Annotated in this window: 13 protein-coding genes; 8 read left to right on the forward strand and 5 right to left on the reverse strand. The window is 51.2% G+C overall.

Going from position 1 to position 17,091, the window contains the following annotated elements; genetic code table 11:
- Nucleotides 1-62 precede the first annotated feature (62 nt).
- Together AB1656_16390 and AB1656_16395 are read right to left on the reverse strand one after the other, a co-directional pair.
- Nucleotides 63-1,583 carry a NapC/NirT family cytochrome c gene (locus AB1656_16390; GenBank protein MEW6236964.1) on the reverse strand — a complete coding sequence of 507 codons (1,521 nt, stop codon included), beginning with the start codon at nt 1,581-1,583 and terminating at the stop codon, nt 63-65.
- 18 nt (nt 1,584-1,601) lie between these two features.
- Nucleotides 1,602-4,433: a cytochrome c3 family protein gene (locus AB1656_16395; GenBank protein ID MEW6236965.1), complete on the reverse strand. Its 2,832-nt coding sequence runs from the start codon at nt 4,431-4,433 to the stop codon at nt 1,602-1,604.
- A 456-nt stretch (nt 4,434-4,889) separates the two neighbouring features.
- Here AB1656_16395 and AB1656_16400 point away from each other — a divergent pair, with 456 nt between their 5' ends.
- The 8 genes from AB1656_16400 to AB1656_16435 all read left to right on the forward strand — a co-directional run bounded on the left by AB1656_16400 (nt 4,890) and on the right by AB1656_16435 (nt 13,500).
- Nucleotides 4,890-6,686, forward strand: coding sequence for a hypothetical protein (locus AB1656_16400; protein MEW6236966.1), 1,797 nt, complete (start codon nt 4,890-4,892; stop codon nt 6,684-6,686).
- Nucleotides 6,687-6,905: 219 nt separating this feature from the next.
- Nucleotides 6,906-8,300, forward strand: coding sequence for a hypothetical protein (locus AB1656_16405; GenBank protein ID MEW6236967.1), 1,395 nt, complete (start codon nt 6,906-6,908; stop codon nt 8,298-8,300).
- Nucleotide 8,301: 1 nt separating this feature from the next.
- Entirely contained in the window at nt 8,302-9,249 is a 948-nt protein-coding gene (locus AB1656_16410) for a cytochrome c3 family protein (protein ID MEW6236968.1), read from the forward strand.
- Nucleotides 9,250-9,405: 156 nt separating this feature from the next.
- Nucleotides 9,406-10,326 (forward strand): sugar phosphate isomerase/epimerase family protein, encoded by a 921-nt coding sequence (locus AB1656_16415; GenBank protein MEW6236969.1) that lies wholly within the window; start codon nt 9,406-9,408, stop codon nt 10,324-10,326.
- 92 nt (nt 10,327-10,418) lie between these two features.
- Nucleotides 10,419-11,312 carry an AAA family ATPase gene (locus tag AB1656_16420; protein MEW6236970.1) on the forward strand — a complete coding sequence of 298 codons (894 nt, stop codon included), beginning with the start codon at nt 10,419-10,421 and terminating at the stop codon, nt 11,310-11,312.
- A gap of 7 nt (nt 11,313-11,319) precedes the next feature.
- Nucleotides 11,320-11,679: a hypothetical protein gene (locus AB1656_16425; protein ID MEW6236971.1), complete on the forward strand. Its 360-nt coding sequence runs from the start codon at nt 11,320-11,322 to the stop codon at nt 11,677-11,679.
- A gap of 85 nt (nt 11,680-11,764) precedes the next feature.
- A complete protein-coding gene (locus AB1656_16430) occupies nt 11,765-11,956 on the forward strand; it encodes a hypothetical protein (protein MEW6236972.1) in 192 nt (63 codons plus the stop codon).
- A 35-nt stretch (nt 11,957-11,991) separates the two neighbouring features.
- Complete coding sequence (locus AB1656_16435) at nt 11,992-13,500, forward strand: ThuA domain-containing protein (GenBank protein ID MEW6236973.1); 1,509 nt, start codon at nt 11,992-11,994, stop codon at nt 13,498-13,500.
- Here AB1656_16435 and AB1656_16440 read toward each other — a convergent pair whose 3' ends face one another.
- The 3 genes from AB1656_16440 to AB1656_16450 are packed head-to-tail and all read right to left on the reverse strand — an operon-like array spanning nt 13,501 to nt 16,888.
- Nucleotides 13,501-13,860, reverse strand: a complete 360-nt coding sequence (locus tag AB1656_16440; protein ID MEW6236974.1) for a TRAP transporter large permease subunit — start codon at nt 13,858-13,860, stop codon at nt 13,501-13,503.
- Complete coding sequence (locus AB1656_16445) at nt 13,857-15,260, reverse strand: sigma-54 dependent transcriptional regulator (protein ID MEW6236975.1); 1,404 nt, start codon at nt 15,258-15,260, stop codon at nt 13,857-13,859. The genes AB1656_16440 and AB1656_16445 overlap by 4 nt, the downstream gene beginning before the upstream one ends.
- Entirely contained in the window at nt 15,257-16,888 is a 1,632-nt protein-coding gene (locus tag AB1656_16450) for a protoglobin domain-containing protein (GenBank protein MEW6236976.1), read from the reverse strand. Before AB1656_16450 ends, AB1656_16445 begins: the two co-directional genes overlap by 4 nt.
- Nucleotides 16,889-17,091 lie beyond the last annotated feature (203 nt).

Below are 17,091 nucleotides of genomic sequence, written 5' to 3' on the forward strand. Positions count from 1 at the left end.
GACCCATCCTACTTATCTTTATCTTTTCATTCAAAATTCAAAATTCATCATTCATCATTTCCCTACATCATCCCCGGTCCGTGGCATTCATGGCAGTTTTGTCCCATCCATCCGTCTCCGTAGCCGCGCGGATGATTGAACGATTGCTGCTTGTATTCCAGGTTTTGTATAGCGTCCCATCCTTCGCCTTGGCGGATGATGGTATGGCACAGATTGCAATCGTTACTGATCTTCTTTCCGGTTTTCACTTCTTGATGCCGGTCGTTGTGGCAGCGATAGCATCCCGGAAATTCGAAATGGCCGATGTTCGAGGGATATTTCGTCCAATCCACTTTGTATTCGGGAAAGACGTTCTGGCTATATAGGCGTTGCGCTTCCTGAATGGCCTGGTCGACATCCCCCTGCCGGGAGGCGTCCTTGGCGATAATGTCCGCATATCTCTCCCGCAGCGTCTTTTCTATGCCCAACAAAGCTTCGGAGGTGGTTTTGAAATCCTTTTGCAGCAATTCGGCCAGATTGGCTTTGATCTCCGGCAGCTGGGGATTGATCGCCCCTTGCGCCAGCGCCGCATTGACGATTGAAAAGGGCGATTGATAGCGGTGGGAGGGACGATTATGGCAATCGATGCAATCCATCGTTCGTATGCTTTCCGGCGGAATGGACCCGGGATCGAAATCCTGGGCATCGGAATCGACGTATTCCTCGACGCTCCCGTCGTTATGCGTTACCCGCACCCACGGGACGATCTGCCGGTCGTCGTCGGAAGCGTAATATTCCAGTTTATGATCCAGGCCGATATGCCAATGAATCCCCTTCGCCTTCCGCCCTTCACCCTGGCTGCCGCCCACGCGCAGCAGAATGTCCACCTGGTAGGGAGTGTTCTCTTCGTCGGTTCCATAATAAACCAGCGATTTTTCCAAGGCGGGCGAGAATTTTTCCGGCCAATGGCACTGTTCGCACGTATCCCGCGCCGGACGCAGGTTTACGATAGGCGTATCGAGGGGAAGCTTATAGGATTGCCTCAACACGGCGATGACCTGATGAGCGCCGGAAAGCTTGCTCTTGACGAACCAACTGGCGCCGGGACCGATATGGCATTTGACGCACGCTACCCGCGCATGGGGCGAATGCTGATAGGCTTCGTATTCCGGCTTCATCACCTGATGGCAGGTCAATCCGCAAAAACCCACGGATTCCGTTACGTGATAAGCCTTATAAGAACCGATCATGGTAAAGGCGAGAAAGATCGTCGTAACAATGGTGAAGATCGTTAGATAAAGGCGATGCCGAGGATGATTAAGGTCGAAGGTGGGCAGTTTTTGAGAAGGAATTCCTTTCTTCCGCCTTCGATACTCCAATCCTATTCCCAAAGGAACCAGCAATAATGAGGCCGTTAATATGGCGGGGCCGACGAGATAAATCAATATTCCGGTATATGGATTCTCGCCTCCATACATAATGTCGGCGGTAACGATAATAACTTCTCCCGTAAGAAAGACGATGCCCAGAATAAATCCAAATATAGTCAACCAATTCAGGGCGAGTGGTTTTTCTCCTGATTTATTTTCGGCGGATAAATTCATAATGCAAATACTCCATTCTTACAAATAGGCGAACAACATTCCATAAACAATGGCGGAAATCAGCGCCAGGCCGATCGTCAAAAACGTAAATCCCGCAATTACCGCCGTCCAAGCCATGGCTTTGGATGGCGGCCCTACGAGATATTCGTTCAATTTTCCTTCTTGAACCAACATGGCGTATTCTCTAGGCCGTTCTTCTTTGAATTCTTCCAAAGGTATCCGTCCCGTAAAAATCACCGGATCCATCGGGAATATCCCTGGCCGGAAATGCGTATTGAAAAAGTGGATCGTGAAGATGAACGCCGCCGCCAAGAGCGCTTCGTCGCTATGGATTACCGTGGCGACGTTGATGACCCACCCCGGCAGAATCAGCGTCGCTTTTTCCGGGAACCAAAGAATCAAGCCGGTGGCGCCAATGATGGCCACGCCCCAAAAGACGGCGAAATAGTCGAACTTCTCCCAATACGTCCAACGGCCGATGGCGGGCCTTTCCCCCTTGCCGAAGAACCAGAGAAAATTCTGCTTCAGTTCCACCCAATCCCGCCAGCGGGGCAGCATGGTGTATTCTTGGGAAAGCAGTCCTTTCAATGTGATCTGCCGTTTCTTCAACATTCTAAACACAAAGAAGAGATGCGTTCCGAAATAGCCGAAAGTAATGATGGCTCCTAAGCGGTGGATGTTGCCTAAAACCTCTGGTCCTCCAAGCCACTGCGATAGAAAGCCGAAGAATTCCACGTCGGGGAATTTCAGCGTCATTCCCGTCAGCGCCAGGCTGAGAAAACTGACAATCACGAAGAAATGCGTGATTCGATGGCGCAGTTTGAAGCGTCGGTAATACTGTACTTCCTGCGTTTGCAAGATCGTCCGTTTATGTTCTTTATCCCTTTCCCGAAAATGGAAGATAAGGGAGCGGATGAACCATAGGAAGGTATGGATTCCGAAGAAGGTCAACGTCCCCGCCAGCAAAGCGGTCATGAACCAGAAGGAATAAAACAGCGCCGGGTATCGGTCTTTGTCGTGGTGCGTCGCATGAGTCAGATAACCGGTAAACTTCCGATGGGAACTGGGATGGCACGTCTTGCACGTATCGACGATATGGCTGCGGTTCAGCGTCGAACGGCTGTCGGCCACGGGGTAAATGTTATGCGATCCGTGGCAATCGTAGCATCGGGCCGCCGTCATGTTGCCCAGTTTGGAAACCTTGCCGTGGTAAGTGTCGAAATAGGTTTTCGTCAAATCCATGTGGCAGCGGCCGCACTGGTCGATAATCATGGAGCGGAAATCGCTCGTATCCACACGCTTCACGGAATGAGCCTGGTGGCAATCGCTGCACCCCGGCAGTTCCTTGTCCGTGGGATTGGCTTCGAAACTATGGATGCTGGTGCGGAATTGTTCGTAGATGCCCAAATGGCAGACGCCGCAGGTCTCGCCGATTTTTTGGGGATTCACCGACGATTGCGGATCGGAGGCGGGTAATTCGCGATGGCTCGTATGGCAATTGGTGCATACGGCGGTAACCATCAGCCCCCCTTCCAACAACCCCTTGCCGTGAATGCTCATGGTGTAATTTTGAATGATGTGTTCGTCTTTATCGCTGACCAGCAGCGCCGCCGGCTTCCCGTCGGCATGGCAACGGCTGCAAAGGGCGGGGATGTTTCGCGGGAAAGAAGGCGATTTTTGATCTTTCTTCGGAAGGACTTCATGCGTCCCATGACAAAACTGGCAGGTCGGCGCGTTAGGATTGCCCTGCGCCGCCATCATGCCATGCGAGCTCTTCCTGTAATCGTTCACCATTTCCGCGTGGCATACCGAACAGTCCACCGGCTTCATTTCCTTGCAAACGGGAGTGCGGTCGGGATGAACGTCGTAATGGCATTTGACGCAATTGATATCGGCGTGAGCGGAGTGGTCCAGCCCTTCTTTATTCGTATAGAGGGAGATCGTTTTTCCCTCTTTCTCCATTTTTAAATTTTGATCCTGATGACAGGTAAGACAAACCTGATCCGATATCTGCAAATCCTCATAAAACACTCGCCGCACTTTATGCGGTTGGTGGCATTCCACGCAGACGGGAACCTTGTTCGGCTCCTGCTGCCATAGGCGGCCTTCCACGATCTTTTCGTGCACTTGTTCGATCTGCGCATGGCATGTTTCGCAGGTCTTGGCCACATTGTTGCGGTTGATCTTCGATTCGGGATTTTGATGCGGCAGGATATTGTGCGCCCCATGGCAACTGGTGCATACCGCCGTCACTTTCAACCCCCGTTTGAACAAGCCTTCCCCGTGGATCGACATCGAATAATTGGCGATGACGTTTTTTTGTTCGATCTCGTGCGTCGCCGTCATCTCCGTGCCTTCTTTATGGCACTGGCCGCACGTGGCGGGGATATTCATGATATAAATCGTGGAAGTTGCGTTCGACGGCGGCAGGACGTTATGCGAGCCGTGGCAAGAGGCGCATGTCGGCGCGTATTGATCCTTGCGGTTGAAGGCGGCGTCCCCGTGAACGCTCTTGGCGAAGATTTCCTGAATGTCGTCGTGGCAGCGGGCGCAATCGACGGCCTTCAACTCGTCCTCGTGCGGCAATTCCTTGATATCTTCGTGGCAATCGACGCAAGCCAATTCCTTATGCGAGGAACTCCCGAAGATTTTGGAATCGATATAGACGGAAACCTCTTTGCCCCGCACTTCGCCGGTTAAATCCTTCTCCCCATGACACTCCAGGCAATTTGCGTTTTCGGAAATATCCTGCGCCATCGCTGGCGCCGTTATCCCAGCGAGAAGCAGCATCCCCAATAAACAAACGAACTTTTTCTCTCTCCAAAAAAAACAGAGAGTAGGCTGGCTCATCAGGAGATTCGCCCTCCCCAAAATCGCATTCAAATAAGGTGGGAGGGCAAGGCTCCCGCCGAGCCAAGGTTCATCGGTCCTTTTTTTTTCTGCCATCGCCGAATTCCTCTGTAATTGGCTCATCAGCGTCCCATCGCCAAAAAATTTTATTTTAATCCCACTAACGGCCCTTTATTTTCCAAGTATATAGCTATATAGCTAAGACAGGAAAAGAGGAAGGCTTATGAAACGCCTTTTTTCATTTTCTTATATTATTGATAATGTTTATATAAGTTATAGACATTAATGAAGATAGAGATATTCTATTTACATCTTGCTCATTCTCATGTATGTTAGTTCATCATAGACAAATCACTATTTGCAAATAATATAAATAATAATATTTATAAAGTAATATAATTCCTTCATTCGGTGTGAAATAGAATGATAGAAAAAAGCGGGAAAATTCTATTCGTAATGATTGCCGTTTCTTTATTGGCGGCGCCGGTCGCCGCACGGGCCGCCGAAATCGAAGTCCTCGTCGTTTCGCCCCGTATCATTTCCCAAGATGCGACGGGATTGTTCGACCAGACGGCTACGGGCCATGCTAATATTGGCATGGGCGAGAAAGCTTATCTGCGCGTTACGCCCCAGGCTGATGAGAATTGGAGCGGAATCGAATGGTCCATCACCCAGCGCCCGGCGGCGTCCCAAGCGGCCATTCCAGCGGCGACGGCTTGGACGATCGCCATCCAGCCCGATGCGGAAGGCGTTTATGAAGTAACGTTTTCCGGAGTGCGGAATGAAGAGAAGGTAATATTATCCAAAAATATCGTCGCCGCTTCTTTTGTCGGCGCAGGCGTTTTGTTGAATGGCGTTCTCACGGGGCCGCAATGCGTCATTTGCCATAGAGAAAACGCCAATGGCTGGAAAGAGACGGTTCACGCTAAACTTTTCGCTAAATACTTGAACGGCGAAAAAACGGGTCGTTATCAAGCCTCCTTTCTTCAATGGCATACGCTGGGTTACAATCCCGATCCCCTCGCCCGCAATTCCGGCTTCGACGACAAAATGGATGCCCTCGGCATCGGCGCCGATGACTTTGTCAACCAAATCAATCAAGCCTACCGCTTGCGCCATGACCGCAATCCCAAGAATGATCCCGATAATTACGCCGCCCTGCAAGATTCCTTGAAAGATCGCTCCAACGTCCAATGCGAAAGCTGCCACGGCGCCGGTTCGCTGCATAATGGCAATACCGCCAGAATCGGCTTCACCTGGTCGGTGCGCTTCTGCGCCCGCTGCCACGACGATTTCGACGAGAGCGCCAAGCCTTACGCGAAGGATGTTTCTGGACACTCCGCCCTAGTCCCTCTCTTCCGCGATTATCCAGTATTGCTAAAGACGGATTGCGCCAAATGCCATTCCGCCAAAGGCTTCGTCAATATCGCCGTGCAGAATACGCCCGGCGCGGTTTATTACGAAGACCCTGATGCCAACGCCGTCTCCTGCGCCGCCTGCCACGATCCCCACAACGGGCAGTACGATAAACTCTTGCGTTTTCAAGGGAATGTCAAATTGGACAGCGGGGAATTGTTTGAAAACGGCGGCATGGGTTCGGTCTGCGTGATCTGCCATCAATCCCGCATCCAGACGCCGCTCGAAACCTTCATCGCTACGAACAGCGCCGGACCTCATTACGGTCCCCAGGCCGATATGCTTTTAGGCGTCAATGCCTGGGATTTCGGCGTTCCCTTTGATTCGGCGGATCCAACGAAATATAAGATCCATAAGGACTTAGTGCAGGATACCTGCGCCGCCTGCCACATGGCGAAAACTCCCGCCAACGGCTTCAACGCCGAGGGTGCCCTGGTCGGCGGCCATAGTTTCAAAATCGTCAATCGCATGGGAACAGCATCGCAGGACGATGACGTCTCCAATGTCCTCAACGCCTGCCGTCCCTGCCATCTCACGATAAAAACCATCGATCGCCCCGTCGCGGATTACGACGGCAATGGAAAAGCGGAAGGCATTCAAACCGAAGTAATAGGCTTATTGAAGAAAATCGGACTTGCCTTGCAAGCAAATCACCCCAGCATTGTTATTGCTGACGACGGCTATCTGGAAGTTCCCGCCAGCGTCTTCAACCAAATGAGCTTCAACGAAAAAGCCGCGCTGCATAATAGCCGCATGGTCTATCGCGACGGCAGCTTCGGCATTCACAATCCACGCTACGCCGTTGAGGCGTTGCAGCGCGCCTTGCGCGCTTTATAAAATGAATGGTATACCAATCTGCTTTATGATTGTTGCTTTTCAAATTCCTCTCCCAAGATTGGGAGAGGTTAGGTGAGGGTTGATATTATTAGACTTATAATTCCCTCACCCTAACCCTCTCCCATAGGGCGAGAGAATTATTAGTTAAAATCCCAATAGAAATTGGTATTATTGGGGGATACTATTTTTGGATAATCATATCGCCGTAGGAAATCGCCAATGAACAGAACTCTATTTTCCGTTTTTCTAGCGGCCGCCGCCGCTTGGGGAGCCTTGACTCCGGCTGGGGGTTGGGGAGAAGACGCCATCGCCGCCAAGGTGAAGAATGCTACGAAATCGATGGCCTTCGAATCTACGAAGATTTCGGGAAGCCTTAACTCCACCTATCAATTCCGCAGTTACGACGGACGCGAAGACAACGACCTCTACGAATTTCTCTCGCTGCGCGTCAAGGACATTTACAAAGATTACATCGACGGCGCATTCTCCATGTCCTGGCATGAAGATTTGGACGGCGTAAGCCGCTTGAACGCCGGAGAAAAATACGATCCCTACCAGGAATTGGATCTCTCCGCCGGCGCGCGTTTCCGTTATTACGCGGGATATATCGATTTCAAAAAGGTCATATTCGACGACAGCGTTCTTCGCGTGGGACGGCAATATCTCGAAGAGATCGACAACGTCCATTTCGACGGCGCATCCTACCGCTTTTCGCCTTCGGAGCCGGTGGATATCTCACTCTTCGGCGGCCAGCCGATCACTTATTATTCCTCCCTCGACGGCGAAGCCGTCTACGGAACCAACCTGCAATTTCAACTCGCCCGCGCCACTCGCGCCGCCGTGCGCTATTACCGATACGACGCGGATTCCTATCGGGACGATTTGAGCGCCGTGGAAGTATGGCACGCTTTCCAGCCCAATCTCCAATCCCACGCCAAATTCACCCTGCTGGACGCCGAGCCGTATATGTTCAGCGGCGATCTTTTTGCCCGCGTGGAAACGATGGATTTGGACGCCATCGTCCATATTACCCGATTGATGAATCCCGTCTCCGATCACACCATCAATTTCGATCCCTATTTTCCCTTGCTGAACGGCTACGAACCATTCACCTACGGCTCGTTGAATCTAACCAAAGGCCTTGGCCAATACGTTAGCCTGGTCGGCGGCTTCGATCTCCGCGAAGCCGACAGCGCTTACGATCCCGTTTCGGATTACCTCAATAAGGATTACTGGCGCGTTACGGGAGGCGTGGAATTTTATCCTACGGAACAATTGACGCTCAGCGTCAACGGCGAATACTGGGACGTCGATTCCAAAGACCGCTTTACCGGCATTACTGGCGAAGTGGAGTATCGTCCCTGCAAAAAGTGGACGTTGTCGGCGGGAGTGGATTACGGCGAATACGTCCAAGTTTACCGCGATGAATTTCTCTATCTCTTCGGCCAGGACGAAACTTTCCGCATCACGCCGGACGCCGTCACGTATTACGCGCGGGTGCGCTGGAAGCCCGCCGCGAAAATTTACGCGGGGGCGAGCTTCGAAGTGGAAGATAACGATTGGGATAACGATAATTGGTATTCATTCCGTCTCGAATTGGGGAGTCGCTTCTAACATGAAACGTTCATTTTCTCTTCTCTATCTCATAGCAACCGCCGCGGCGAGCCTGCTTCTTGCCTCTTGCGATCCAGATCAAGTCAAAAACAATTTTCCCCACAAGCCCCATATCGAGGAAGAAATCGCTTGCGACGCGTGTCATGCTTTTGGCGAAGAAACCGTAGGAATGCCCGCCTTCGAGACTTGTACGACCTGCCATGACGCCCAAGATAAAGAAGTATTGGGCCGTTGCTTCGAATGCCATGAAAAACAAAATATCGTCATGAAAGATTCTTCGATCGTCTCCCATAAAAAGATATTCCAGCCGCAATTGCCCGAAAATTGGCGCGATGTCCAATACAAGCATGCCAAATTCCTCAAGGAAGGCGCCGATTGCAACGCTTGCCATACGCAAATCGCCAAGTCGGAACGCTCCAGCCTGGATAATCTTCCTTCGATGAAACTGGCAATGTCAGTGCAAGAGCAAATGAATCAATCCAACGATTGCCAATCGTGCCATCTCGAAATTAGTCCTCTCTCCGCGCCTCTCAGCCACGATTCCCGTTGGGAGAACAATCACGGGCGCATGGCGAAATTTTTCGATAAAGGCCGCTGCCTGATGTGCCACGAGGAAGCCGTTTGCCAGACGTGCCACGAAACGAAGAAGCCCAAAGATCACACTAACCTCTTCCGCCGCGCCGCCCACGGCGTCCAAGCCGTCTTCGATCGCGGACGCTGTCTCGTTTGCCATCGGGAAGATCAATGCGAGTCATGCCACCGCTCCGCCGCTGGAATCGTTCCGCCGCAGCCGTTCCACGTCGAGGGCGCCTCGTGCCTTTCCTGTCACAGCCGTCTGGCTGCGCAAGGTCCCAGCCCGCGTCCGCCGCAGCAATTCATGAAGCCCATGCCCCACCGCATGATGATGGGCGCCACCTCGCAGAAATGTCTGGAATGCCATTCGTTGTAAGATGAATGCAAGAGTGAGATCAACCGGAGGTGTGGAACTTTCCACGCCTCTTTTCTTAAATGCTTTTAGAGTGCAGGATGTAGTACAGGATGTAGGGCGGGCTCAAAGCGAAGCGTAGCCCGCTATTTACGCTATTTTGTACGAAAGGAATTCGCCATGAATATTTCAAGAAGAACCTTCGCCGCCGCCTCATTAATCGGAAGCGCCGCTCTGCTCGGCGGCTCGTCTGCTCAAGCGAAAATCCCCCTGAAGAAAAGAGTCAAACTGGGCATCGCCTCTTACTCCTATTGGCATTTCAAGACGGAAAAATATCCCATCGAAAAAGTGATCGACAAAGCCTGCGAATTGGGCGTTGAAGGCGTCGATATTCTTCATCGCCAAATGGAAAGCGAAGAACCCGCCTACCTGCAAAAAATCAAGCGCCATGCTTTCGTCAACGGCGTCGATTTGATCTGCCTCTCCATCCATCAAAACTTCGTCTCTCCCGATCCCGAATTCCTGAAAAAGCAAATCGAGCATACCAAGCATTGCATCGAACTAGCGTACGCGATGGGCATTCCCGCCATCCGCCTCAATTCCGGCCGCTGGAACACCGTCGATTTCGACCGGCTTATGGAACTGCGCGGCGAAGAGCCGCCCCTTGAAGGCTACAAGGAAGACGACGCCTTCAAATGGTGCATCGATTCCATCCAACAATGCCTGCCCAAGGCGCAGGAGTGCGGCGTCATCCTCGCTCTGGAAAACCACTGGGGGCTAAGCCGCACGCCCGAAGGCCTCTTGCGCATCGCCAACGCCATCGAATCCCCCTGGCTGGGCGTCCTCGCCGATACCGGCAACTTTATGGAAGATCCCTACGATAAGCTGAAGCAAATCGCTCCGAAAACCGTCATGATCCAGGCCAAAACCTACTACGGCGGCGGAGAATGGTACACGCTGGATTTGGATTACAAGCGCATCGCCAATATCTTCGAAGAAGCAGGCTTTCGCGGCTACGTCTCCCTGGAATATGAAGGCAAAGAAGACGCCGAAACCGCCGTTCCCAAAAGCCTTGAAGTCCTGCGCGAAGCGTTTGAGTAAAATTTAACAAATTTTGGAGTACATTTGAAAAGGTAGTTGTTTATATGGATGCTCATTAGAAATAAAACAAATCTTACTAATAGGAGAATCCAATGGCTACTGTCGTCAGCTTCATTAATTACAAAGGCGGTGTAGGGAAAACAACTTTGGCGGTTGAAATATCGGCTAGTTTGGCATATCACTATAAGAAACGTGTTCTTTTAGCTGATCTTGATCCTCAAACTAATGCCACATTTTATCTAATGACGGGAGAAGAGTGGGATGAGTGGGCAAAAAAGCATGGTACTTTGAAAAATGTTTTTACCTCTGCTATCGCTGAACCACCGCAAGAATTCGATGTACGTAAAGCGATTCGAAAAGAATTTTTACACCCTCCAAGACATAAGGATGTAATTGTTCCACTGGACTTATTGCCCTCACACTTAGAACTGATGACGGCAGATATGGAGATGGCGGCGCATTTTGGAGTAAAAGGATTAGAAGGCCGTAAAATTCTGCGTTCTGCTTTTGAAAATATTAAAAATGATTATGATTATATTATTTGCGATTGTCCGCCTAATCTGAATCTAATTACACAAAATGCGATTCTAGTAAGCAATTATCTTATGATTGTCGCCATGCCGGAGTATTTATCTACTCTGGGGATTAGCGAAATAGAAAAAGCCGTAAAGAGGATTGTAGTGGAAGTAAATCAATATTTAAAAGGTTTTGGTGAAATATCGGGTCCTGAAATTAAGGGAATCATATTTAATCGCGTTCAATTTCAAAAAGGGGGTAATCAATATCAAGAATCAATAATGAATAGAGTACGAGAGAAATGGCCCAATCTTGTGTTTCATAATTTTATTTCTCAAAGCGTGAAAGTAGTTCAAAGTTCCGATCCGACTCGGTCCCCGATTGCTATTTCGGGATATAAGGCAGATGAAGCATACGAAGAACAATTAAAGAAATGCGCCGATGAATTTATTAAACGCATAGAAGGATAATTAAATCATGACATTGAAACGTACTACGCATGAATTGGCTAACATGTTAAGTGAAATTGCCGATGCATTGAAACAAATGCCCGATATGTCACTAATGGATTTAAAGCCACCTCAAAAGAAACAAAAACCTATAATTGATATTAGCGCTTTATTGGATCAATTGCCTAAGATGAATAAAGAGAATGCTGAAGCCCAATTAAAAAAATTAAAGGTTGCAGAATTGTCAGAGTTATGCAAGCAAATGAATGTCAGTATTGGATCAAGACGAACGAAAGAAAATTATGTCAAACAAATTATATGGCAACTCTTCGAATCGAAAAGCGAATTGGAATTCATTCGAACTTATGAAGAGAAGACAGAATCATAAGTTGCATAAGATGGCCTAAAAGCTAATCGAATCTCGTCAATCCAAGAAATAATGCACCTTTCCAATGGAGAAAGGAAGAGTAATTTTGAATGCTATTCGCATGATACTTAAAACGAGGAGTAAAAAAGCCATCGCCCTAATTGACGAATGGTTGAACGATGAGTCGGGTTATGACGAAAAAGTCTGGCCTAAGTTGAGAGAGGATATTGAAATCAACCGACTCTCAGAGAGGAAGCGATTCGATGACGATGCGGATGATATTGAACGAGGAAACTAGAGGCAAATAACTCTTCCACGAAAGCGAATAAAATCATGAATTACGTTAGAACGACTCTTTGTTTAATCCTTGTTCTCTTAGGCTCGAATGATCTCCAAGACGCCGCCGCCGAGCCGCTAAAAGTCTGCATCGTTTCAGGTTCGGCGGAATACCGCTCCGATCTCTCTCTTCCTCCGTTTAAGGAATATTTGGAAAAATGGTACGGCGCCCGATGCGTTCTGCTGCAAGCCGAAGGCTTCGATAAACTGCCCGGCCTGGAGGCTTTGGACGATTGCGACGTCGCGCTTTTCTTCACGCGGCGTTTGACTATCGGCGGTGAGCCGTTAGAGCGGGTGAAGAAATACTGCCTTTCGGGAAAGCCCATCGTCGCCGTGCGCACCGCCAGCCACGGCTTTCAAAATTTTCTGGAATTCGACAAAGAAATCATGGGCGGCAACTACAACAATCACTTCGGCAACGGCCCCACCCAGAATGCCGGCATCGCGCCGGGCGCCGAGGATCACCCCGTCCTTAATGGCGTTCCTGCTCTCAAATCGCGATATAGCCTCTACAAAACCGCGCCCTTGGCGGAGGATTGCACGCTGTTGATGACCTCGCAAATCCCCGGCCAGGAGCCGCAGCCCGCCGCCTGGACCCGCGTCTACAAGGGCGCCCGCGTTTTCTATACTTCCCTGGGCGGCGTGGAAGATTTCGAAAATGCCGCATTCCGCCGCCTCATCGCCAACGCCCTCTTTTGGACTGCCGGACGCGAGGCGGTGAAGCAAGATGCCCCCATTCCCCCGCGCCGCGAAGCGCCTCAAGGCGTATTGAAACTGCATCTGCGCAGCCGCGCGCAACTCTTCAAAGGCGTGGAAGATTGGACCGAAGTCCACGTCGAAGAAGAATTTCCCATCGCCAAGACGGCGATTCTCGTCTGCGACATGTGGGATAAGCACTGGTGCGACGGCGCCACCCAGCGCTGCGAGGTTCTCGCGCCGAAGATGAACGAAGTTTTAAAAGCGGCGCGGGAAAAAGGCATCCAGATCGTCCACGCCCCTTCCGAAACCATGCCCTTTTATGAGGATTATCCCCAGCGCCTGCGCATGAAACTGGCGCCGCCCGTCCCAATGCCGCCGCTGCTGGACCTGCCCAGCTATCCCCTGCCCATCGACGACTCCGATGGCGGTTGCGACACCGGCCAGGAACCTTGGTATTGCGCCTGGACGCGGCAAACCTCCGCCATCGAAATCGGCGAGTTTGACGGCATCTCCGACGACGGCGATGAATTCTACAATTTCATCCAACAGGAAGGCATAGAAACGATTATTTACATGGGCGTCCATACCAACATGTGCGTCTTAGGGCGATCCTTCGCCATACGCCAACTGACTCGCCTGGGCAAGCGCTGCCTCCTCGCCCGCGATTTGACCGACGCCATGTACGATCCCAACGATGCGCCCAACGTCAGCCACGAACAAGGCACGGAATTGGTCGTCCAACACATCGAAAAATACTGGTGCCCTTCGATAACCAGCGATGATTTGTTGGCGGGGGCGCCGAAGTAATTACTTCCCCAGCATCCAATCCGGCAGCCATAGGGAGAGCGAGGGAATGAAAGTTGTGAAGATCAGGGCTACGATTTCCGCCGCTAGAAACGGCAGCACCGCTTTGCTCAACCTCCCCCCATCGATTCTGGAAAACGTAGAAGCCGCGAACTGGTTAACGCCCACTGGCGGCGTAATCTGTCCGATGGCCAGGCTGACGGTCAGGACGATGCCGAAATGCACAGGATCGCCCAAGCCGAAGGCGAAAATGGCCGCTATCGCCGGCAATCCTAAAGCGAAGGCCGTGGGAACTTCTAAAAGCAGTAAACAATAAAAAGACCGAATAGCAGCTGAGCCGCCGCCGTTACGCTCATTCCTCATTCGTCCATCCCGTGCGAGAGGGGGATTTGATGTTCCTTCATTTTGCGGTAGAGAGTACGGGGGCTGAAGCCGAGAATTTTAGCCGCCGCTTCCTTGTCTCCCTGCGTCATTTCCAGCGTCCGCATCAGGATGACGCCTTCTGATTGGCTGGCGGAAAAACCGAGCGGAATCACGATCTTGTCGGGAGTATGCCGATGGCTCTCCTGCAGCAGTTCGGGAAGATCGGTTAATAAAACGCGGTCTCCATGCGCCATGATAACCCCGTGCTCGATGGCGTTTTCCAATTCGCGCACGTTTCCCGGCCAGTAATACCGTTCGAGCGCTTCCAGTGCGTTTTGACCCAAGCCGCGTACGTTTTTGGCGTTTTTCTTGGCGTATTTTTCGATGAAGTGCTGCGCCAGCAGCGGGATGTCGCCCGAGCGTTCCCGCAACGGCGGCAGCCGCAGATGAAAAACGTTGATGCGGTAGAGAAGATCGTCGCGGAATTTCCGCTCTTTCACCAATTCCTGCAAATCCCGGTTGGTGGCGGCGATGACGCGAACGTTGACGCGAATCGGCTTGCTGTCGCCGACGCGGTTGAATTCCCCCTCCTGCAAAACCCGCAGCAGCCGCACCTGCGCCGAGAGGCTCATCTCTCCGATTTCGTCAAGAAAAATCGTTCCCCCGTCGGCGGCTTCAAACCGTCCTTCGTGATCTCGGTAAGCGTTGGTGAAAGCGCCCTTCACGTGGCCGAACAACTCCGACTCCAACAGCGTTTCCGGCAAGGCGCCGCAATTGACCCGGATCATCTCCTTGTCCGCCCGCGCGCTCAACGCGTGGATCACCTCGGCGATCATCTCTTTGCCCGTCCCCGTCTCCCCCGTAATCAGCGCCGTGGCGCTGCTGGGAGCGATATGCTCCACCTGGGCGATGATGCTTCGCATAGCCGCGCTTTTGCCGATGATGACGTTCTTGGTTTGATAATCCTTCAGCCGATGCTTTAACTCTTGCACTTCCACCAGCATTTCATGCGAAGCCAGCGCTTTTTCCACGTAAACCTGCAATTCGGCCAGCCGGACGGGCTTGGTTAGATAATGAAATACCCCCGCCTTCATCGCCTCCACCGCGTTGTCGATCGATCCGTAGCCGGTGATCATAATGACGGGAATGTTGGGATCGATCGACTTGACGCTGCGCACGAAGGTTACGCCGTCGAAGCCCGGCATAACCATGTCGGTCAGTATCAAATCGAACCGCTGCTCGTGGATGCGGTTAAGCGCCTGATCGCCGCTGAGAGCGATGCGGCATTGATACCCTTGACTGGCCAATACGCGGGCCAGCGTGCTCGCCATCGGCTCGTCGTCATCGACGATCAGAATCAGCGCTCCTTTGTGCTGGGAAACGGAATCCGTTTCGTTCATATCTCCTCATCCCCCTGGGGTAAATGGATTATCACCGTCGCGCCTTTTCCCTCCACGCTTTCGATCGCTACCGAGCCGCCGTGCGCTTCCACGATTTCCCGCACCAGGTAGAGTCCCAATCCCGTGCCGCCTGGTTTATTGGTGTAAAAGGCGGAAAACAGGCGGTTGATTTGATGGGCGGGTATTCCGATACCCGTATCGTGGAAAGCGATTTCCATCTGCTCCTTTTTCTTCTTGGCGACGATGGTGATGATTCCCTTTTTCTTCATCGAGTATTGCGAGTTCTCGAACAAGTTGAGAAAAACCCGCTGAAATTGCTCGGCGTCGATAAGAACGTAGGCGTCCTCGTCATGGACGTTGAGATAGAAAAGAATGTCTTTCTCCGGACGCCGCGAAGAGAGCTCGCTTAGTATTTTTTCCAAATACGATTTCAGATGGACGCGCGACTTGTTCGGCTGCTTGATCCGCGACAACACCAGATAATGATCCACGATCTCGTTCAACCGCACCACTTCCCGCTGCAATCCCGAAATCAATTCGCTGATTTCGCTTTTAATGGCTTCGCGGTTACTTTCGTTTACCGCATCCAGCGTCTTCATGGCCCGGTCGTAGAGCAAATCCCCCGTCAGCGCCAAAACTCCCAGCGGCGTACGGATTTCATGGGCCACGCCGGCGGTGATTTTGGTCATGGCCGATAACTGCTCCATATTCTTTACTTTGTTGGCCAGCCGCCGGATTTCAGTCGTATCGCGCACGATCAGCGTCGAACCCACCTGCACTCCGTTCTTGTCCCGCAATAACGTCAGCGTAGCGTCAGCGAGGATAGTGCGTCCCTTTTTGTTGCGCCATTCCGATTCGTAGATCGTCGCCGATCCTTCTTCCTCCGCGTTTCTCTTCAATTGTTCGAAGATTACCGGCTGATGCAGCAGGTCCGCCAGCGATTTATCCAGAATTTCGGAAATTTTGTAGCCGAAAATCCGCTGCGCTCCCTGGCTCCAGGTGGATATCCGGTCTTGTTCGTCCAGACCGACGATGGCGTCTCCCGCCTCCGTCAAAATAAAGGAAAGCAGCCGGTCCTCCATCCATAATTTTTGCTCCAGCGATTTGCTGGCGTCGACTAGCTCGCTGGAGTAGCGCTTAATATAAGATTCCATAGCGATTTGGATATCCAAGTTGAACGCTTTCAATAACGTAATCTGCATCTTCTCCAATTTTTCGGGATCACCTCCGAACTTTTCCCGCAGCAGGGGAAAAATCAATCGGCAATAAACGCTGTAGGAGCCGATATACCAGCGCGGCTCCAATCCGATGCGTTCATGCGTCATGCCGATCTGCCGCCGTTTGTCGGCGTACGATTCGTCGAAAATGGCGTCGAATAGGTTCTGAAAATAGTCCAATTGCGCTTTCTTCAGTCGCTCGACCAAACCAGGATTCGCAAGATATTGTCGATAGATGTCGAAAGAGAGCAGCGAATCGTAAAACTTGGAAACGACTTCGGGCATCATGGGCGTTAAATAAGCCCCGATTTCGCGTAAAATTTTTTGGTCTTCTTCCGTAACATGAAGAAAAAAAAGGTCTTGCTTGCTTGACGGCAAAAAGGCCATGTCTTCTTGCGGTGCGGCGTTCATGGGTTTCCGCCTCTATTTAGCGATAGATAAATAATAAGACATCCAACAATCGTAGATTGTCAATATTGTCAAAGCAATAATGATAGTTCTTTTCTGTGGAAAGTCCTATAGGTTGATACTAGTGATTGGCAGGATTTGTTTGGATGGTTTGTCCAAAAAAAATGGGTTCTCGTTAGAGAACCCTTTTTTTAACGGGCAGGGTG

This window comes from Candidatus Omnitrophota bacterium (genome assembly GCA_040755155.1).
Lineage (GTDB): Bacteria > Hinthialibacterota > Hinthialibacteria > Hinthialibacterales > Hinthialibacteraceae > JBFMBP01.

What these genes read in the sequence shown, in the direction of transcription:
- AB1656_16415 (MEW6236969.1), top strand. Translation starts at nt 9,406, where the DNA reads ATGAATATTTCAAGAAGAACCTTCGCCGCCGCCTCATTAATCGGAAGC.
- AB1656_16440 (MEW6236974.1), bottom strand. Translation starts at nt 13,860, where the DNA reads ATGAGGAATGAGCGTAACGGCGGCGGCTCAGCTGCTATTCGGTCTTTT.
- AB1656_16400 (MEW6236966.1), top strand. Translation starts at nt 4,890, where the DNA reads ATGATTGCCGTTTCTTTATTGGCGGCGCCGGTCGCCGCACGGGCCGCC.
- AB1656_16445 (MEW6236975.1), bottom strand. Translation starts at nt 15,260, where the DNA reads ATGAACGAAACGGATTCCGTTTCCCAGCACAAAGGAGCGCTGATTCTG.
- AB1656_16405 (MEW6236967.1), top strand. Translation starts at nt 6,906, where the DNA reads ATGAACAGAACTCTATTTTCCGTTTTTCTAGCGGCCGCCGCCGCTTGG.
- AB1656_16420 (MEW6236970.1), top strand. Translation starts at nt 10,419, where the DNA reads ATGGCTACTGTCGTCAGCTTCATTAATTACAAAGGCGGTGTAGGGAAA.
- AB1656_16410 (MEW6236968.1), top strand. Translation starts at nt 8,302, where the DNA reads ATGAAACGTTCATTTTCTCTTCTCTATCTCATAGCAACCGCCGCGGCG.
- AB1656_16395 (MEW6236965.1), bottom strand. Translation starts at nt 4,433, where the DNA reads ATGAGCCAGCCTACTCTCTGTTTTTTTTGGAGAGAGAAAAAGTTCGTT.
- AB1656_16390 (MEW6236964.1), bottom strand. Translation starts at nt 1,583, where the DNA reads ATGAATTTATCCGCCGAAAATAAATCAGGAGAAAAACCACTCGCCCTG.
- AB1656_16450 (MEW6236976.1), bottom strand. Translation starts at nt 16,888, where the DNA reads ATGAACGCCGCACCGCAAGAAGACATGGCCTTTTTGCCGTCAAGCAAG.
- AB1656_16435 (MEW6236973.1), top strand. Translation starts at nt 11,992, where the DNA reads ATGAATTACGTTAGAACGACTCTTTGTTTAATCCTTGTTCTCTTAGGC.
- AB1656_16425 (MEW6236971.1), top strand. Translation starts at nt 11,320, where the DNA reads ATGACATTGAAACGTACTACGCATGAATTGGCTAACATGTTAAGTGAA.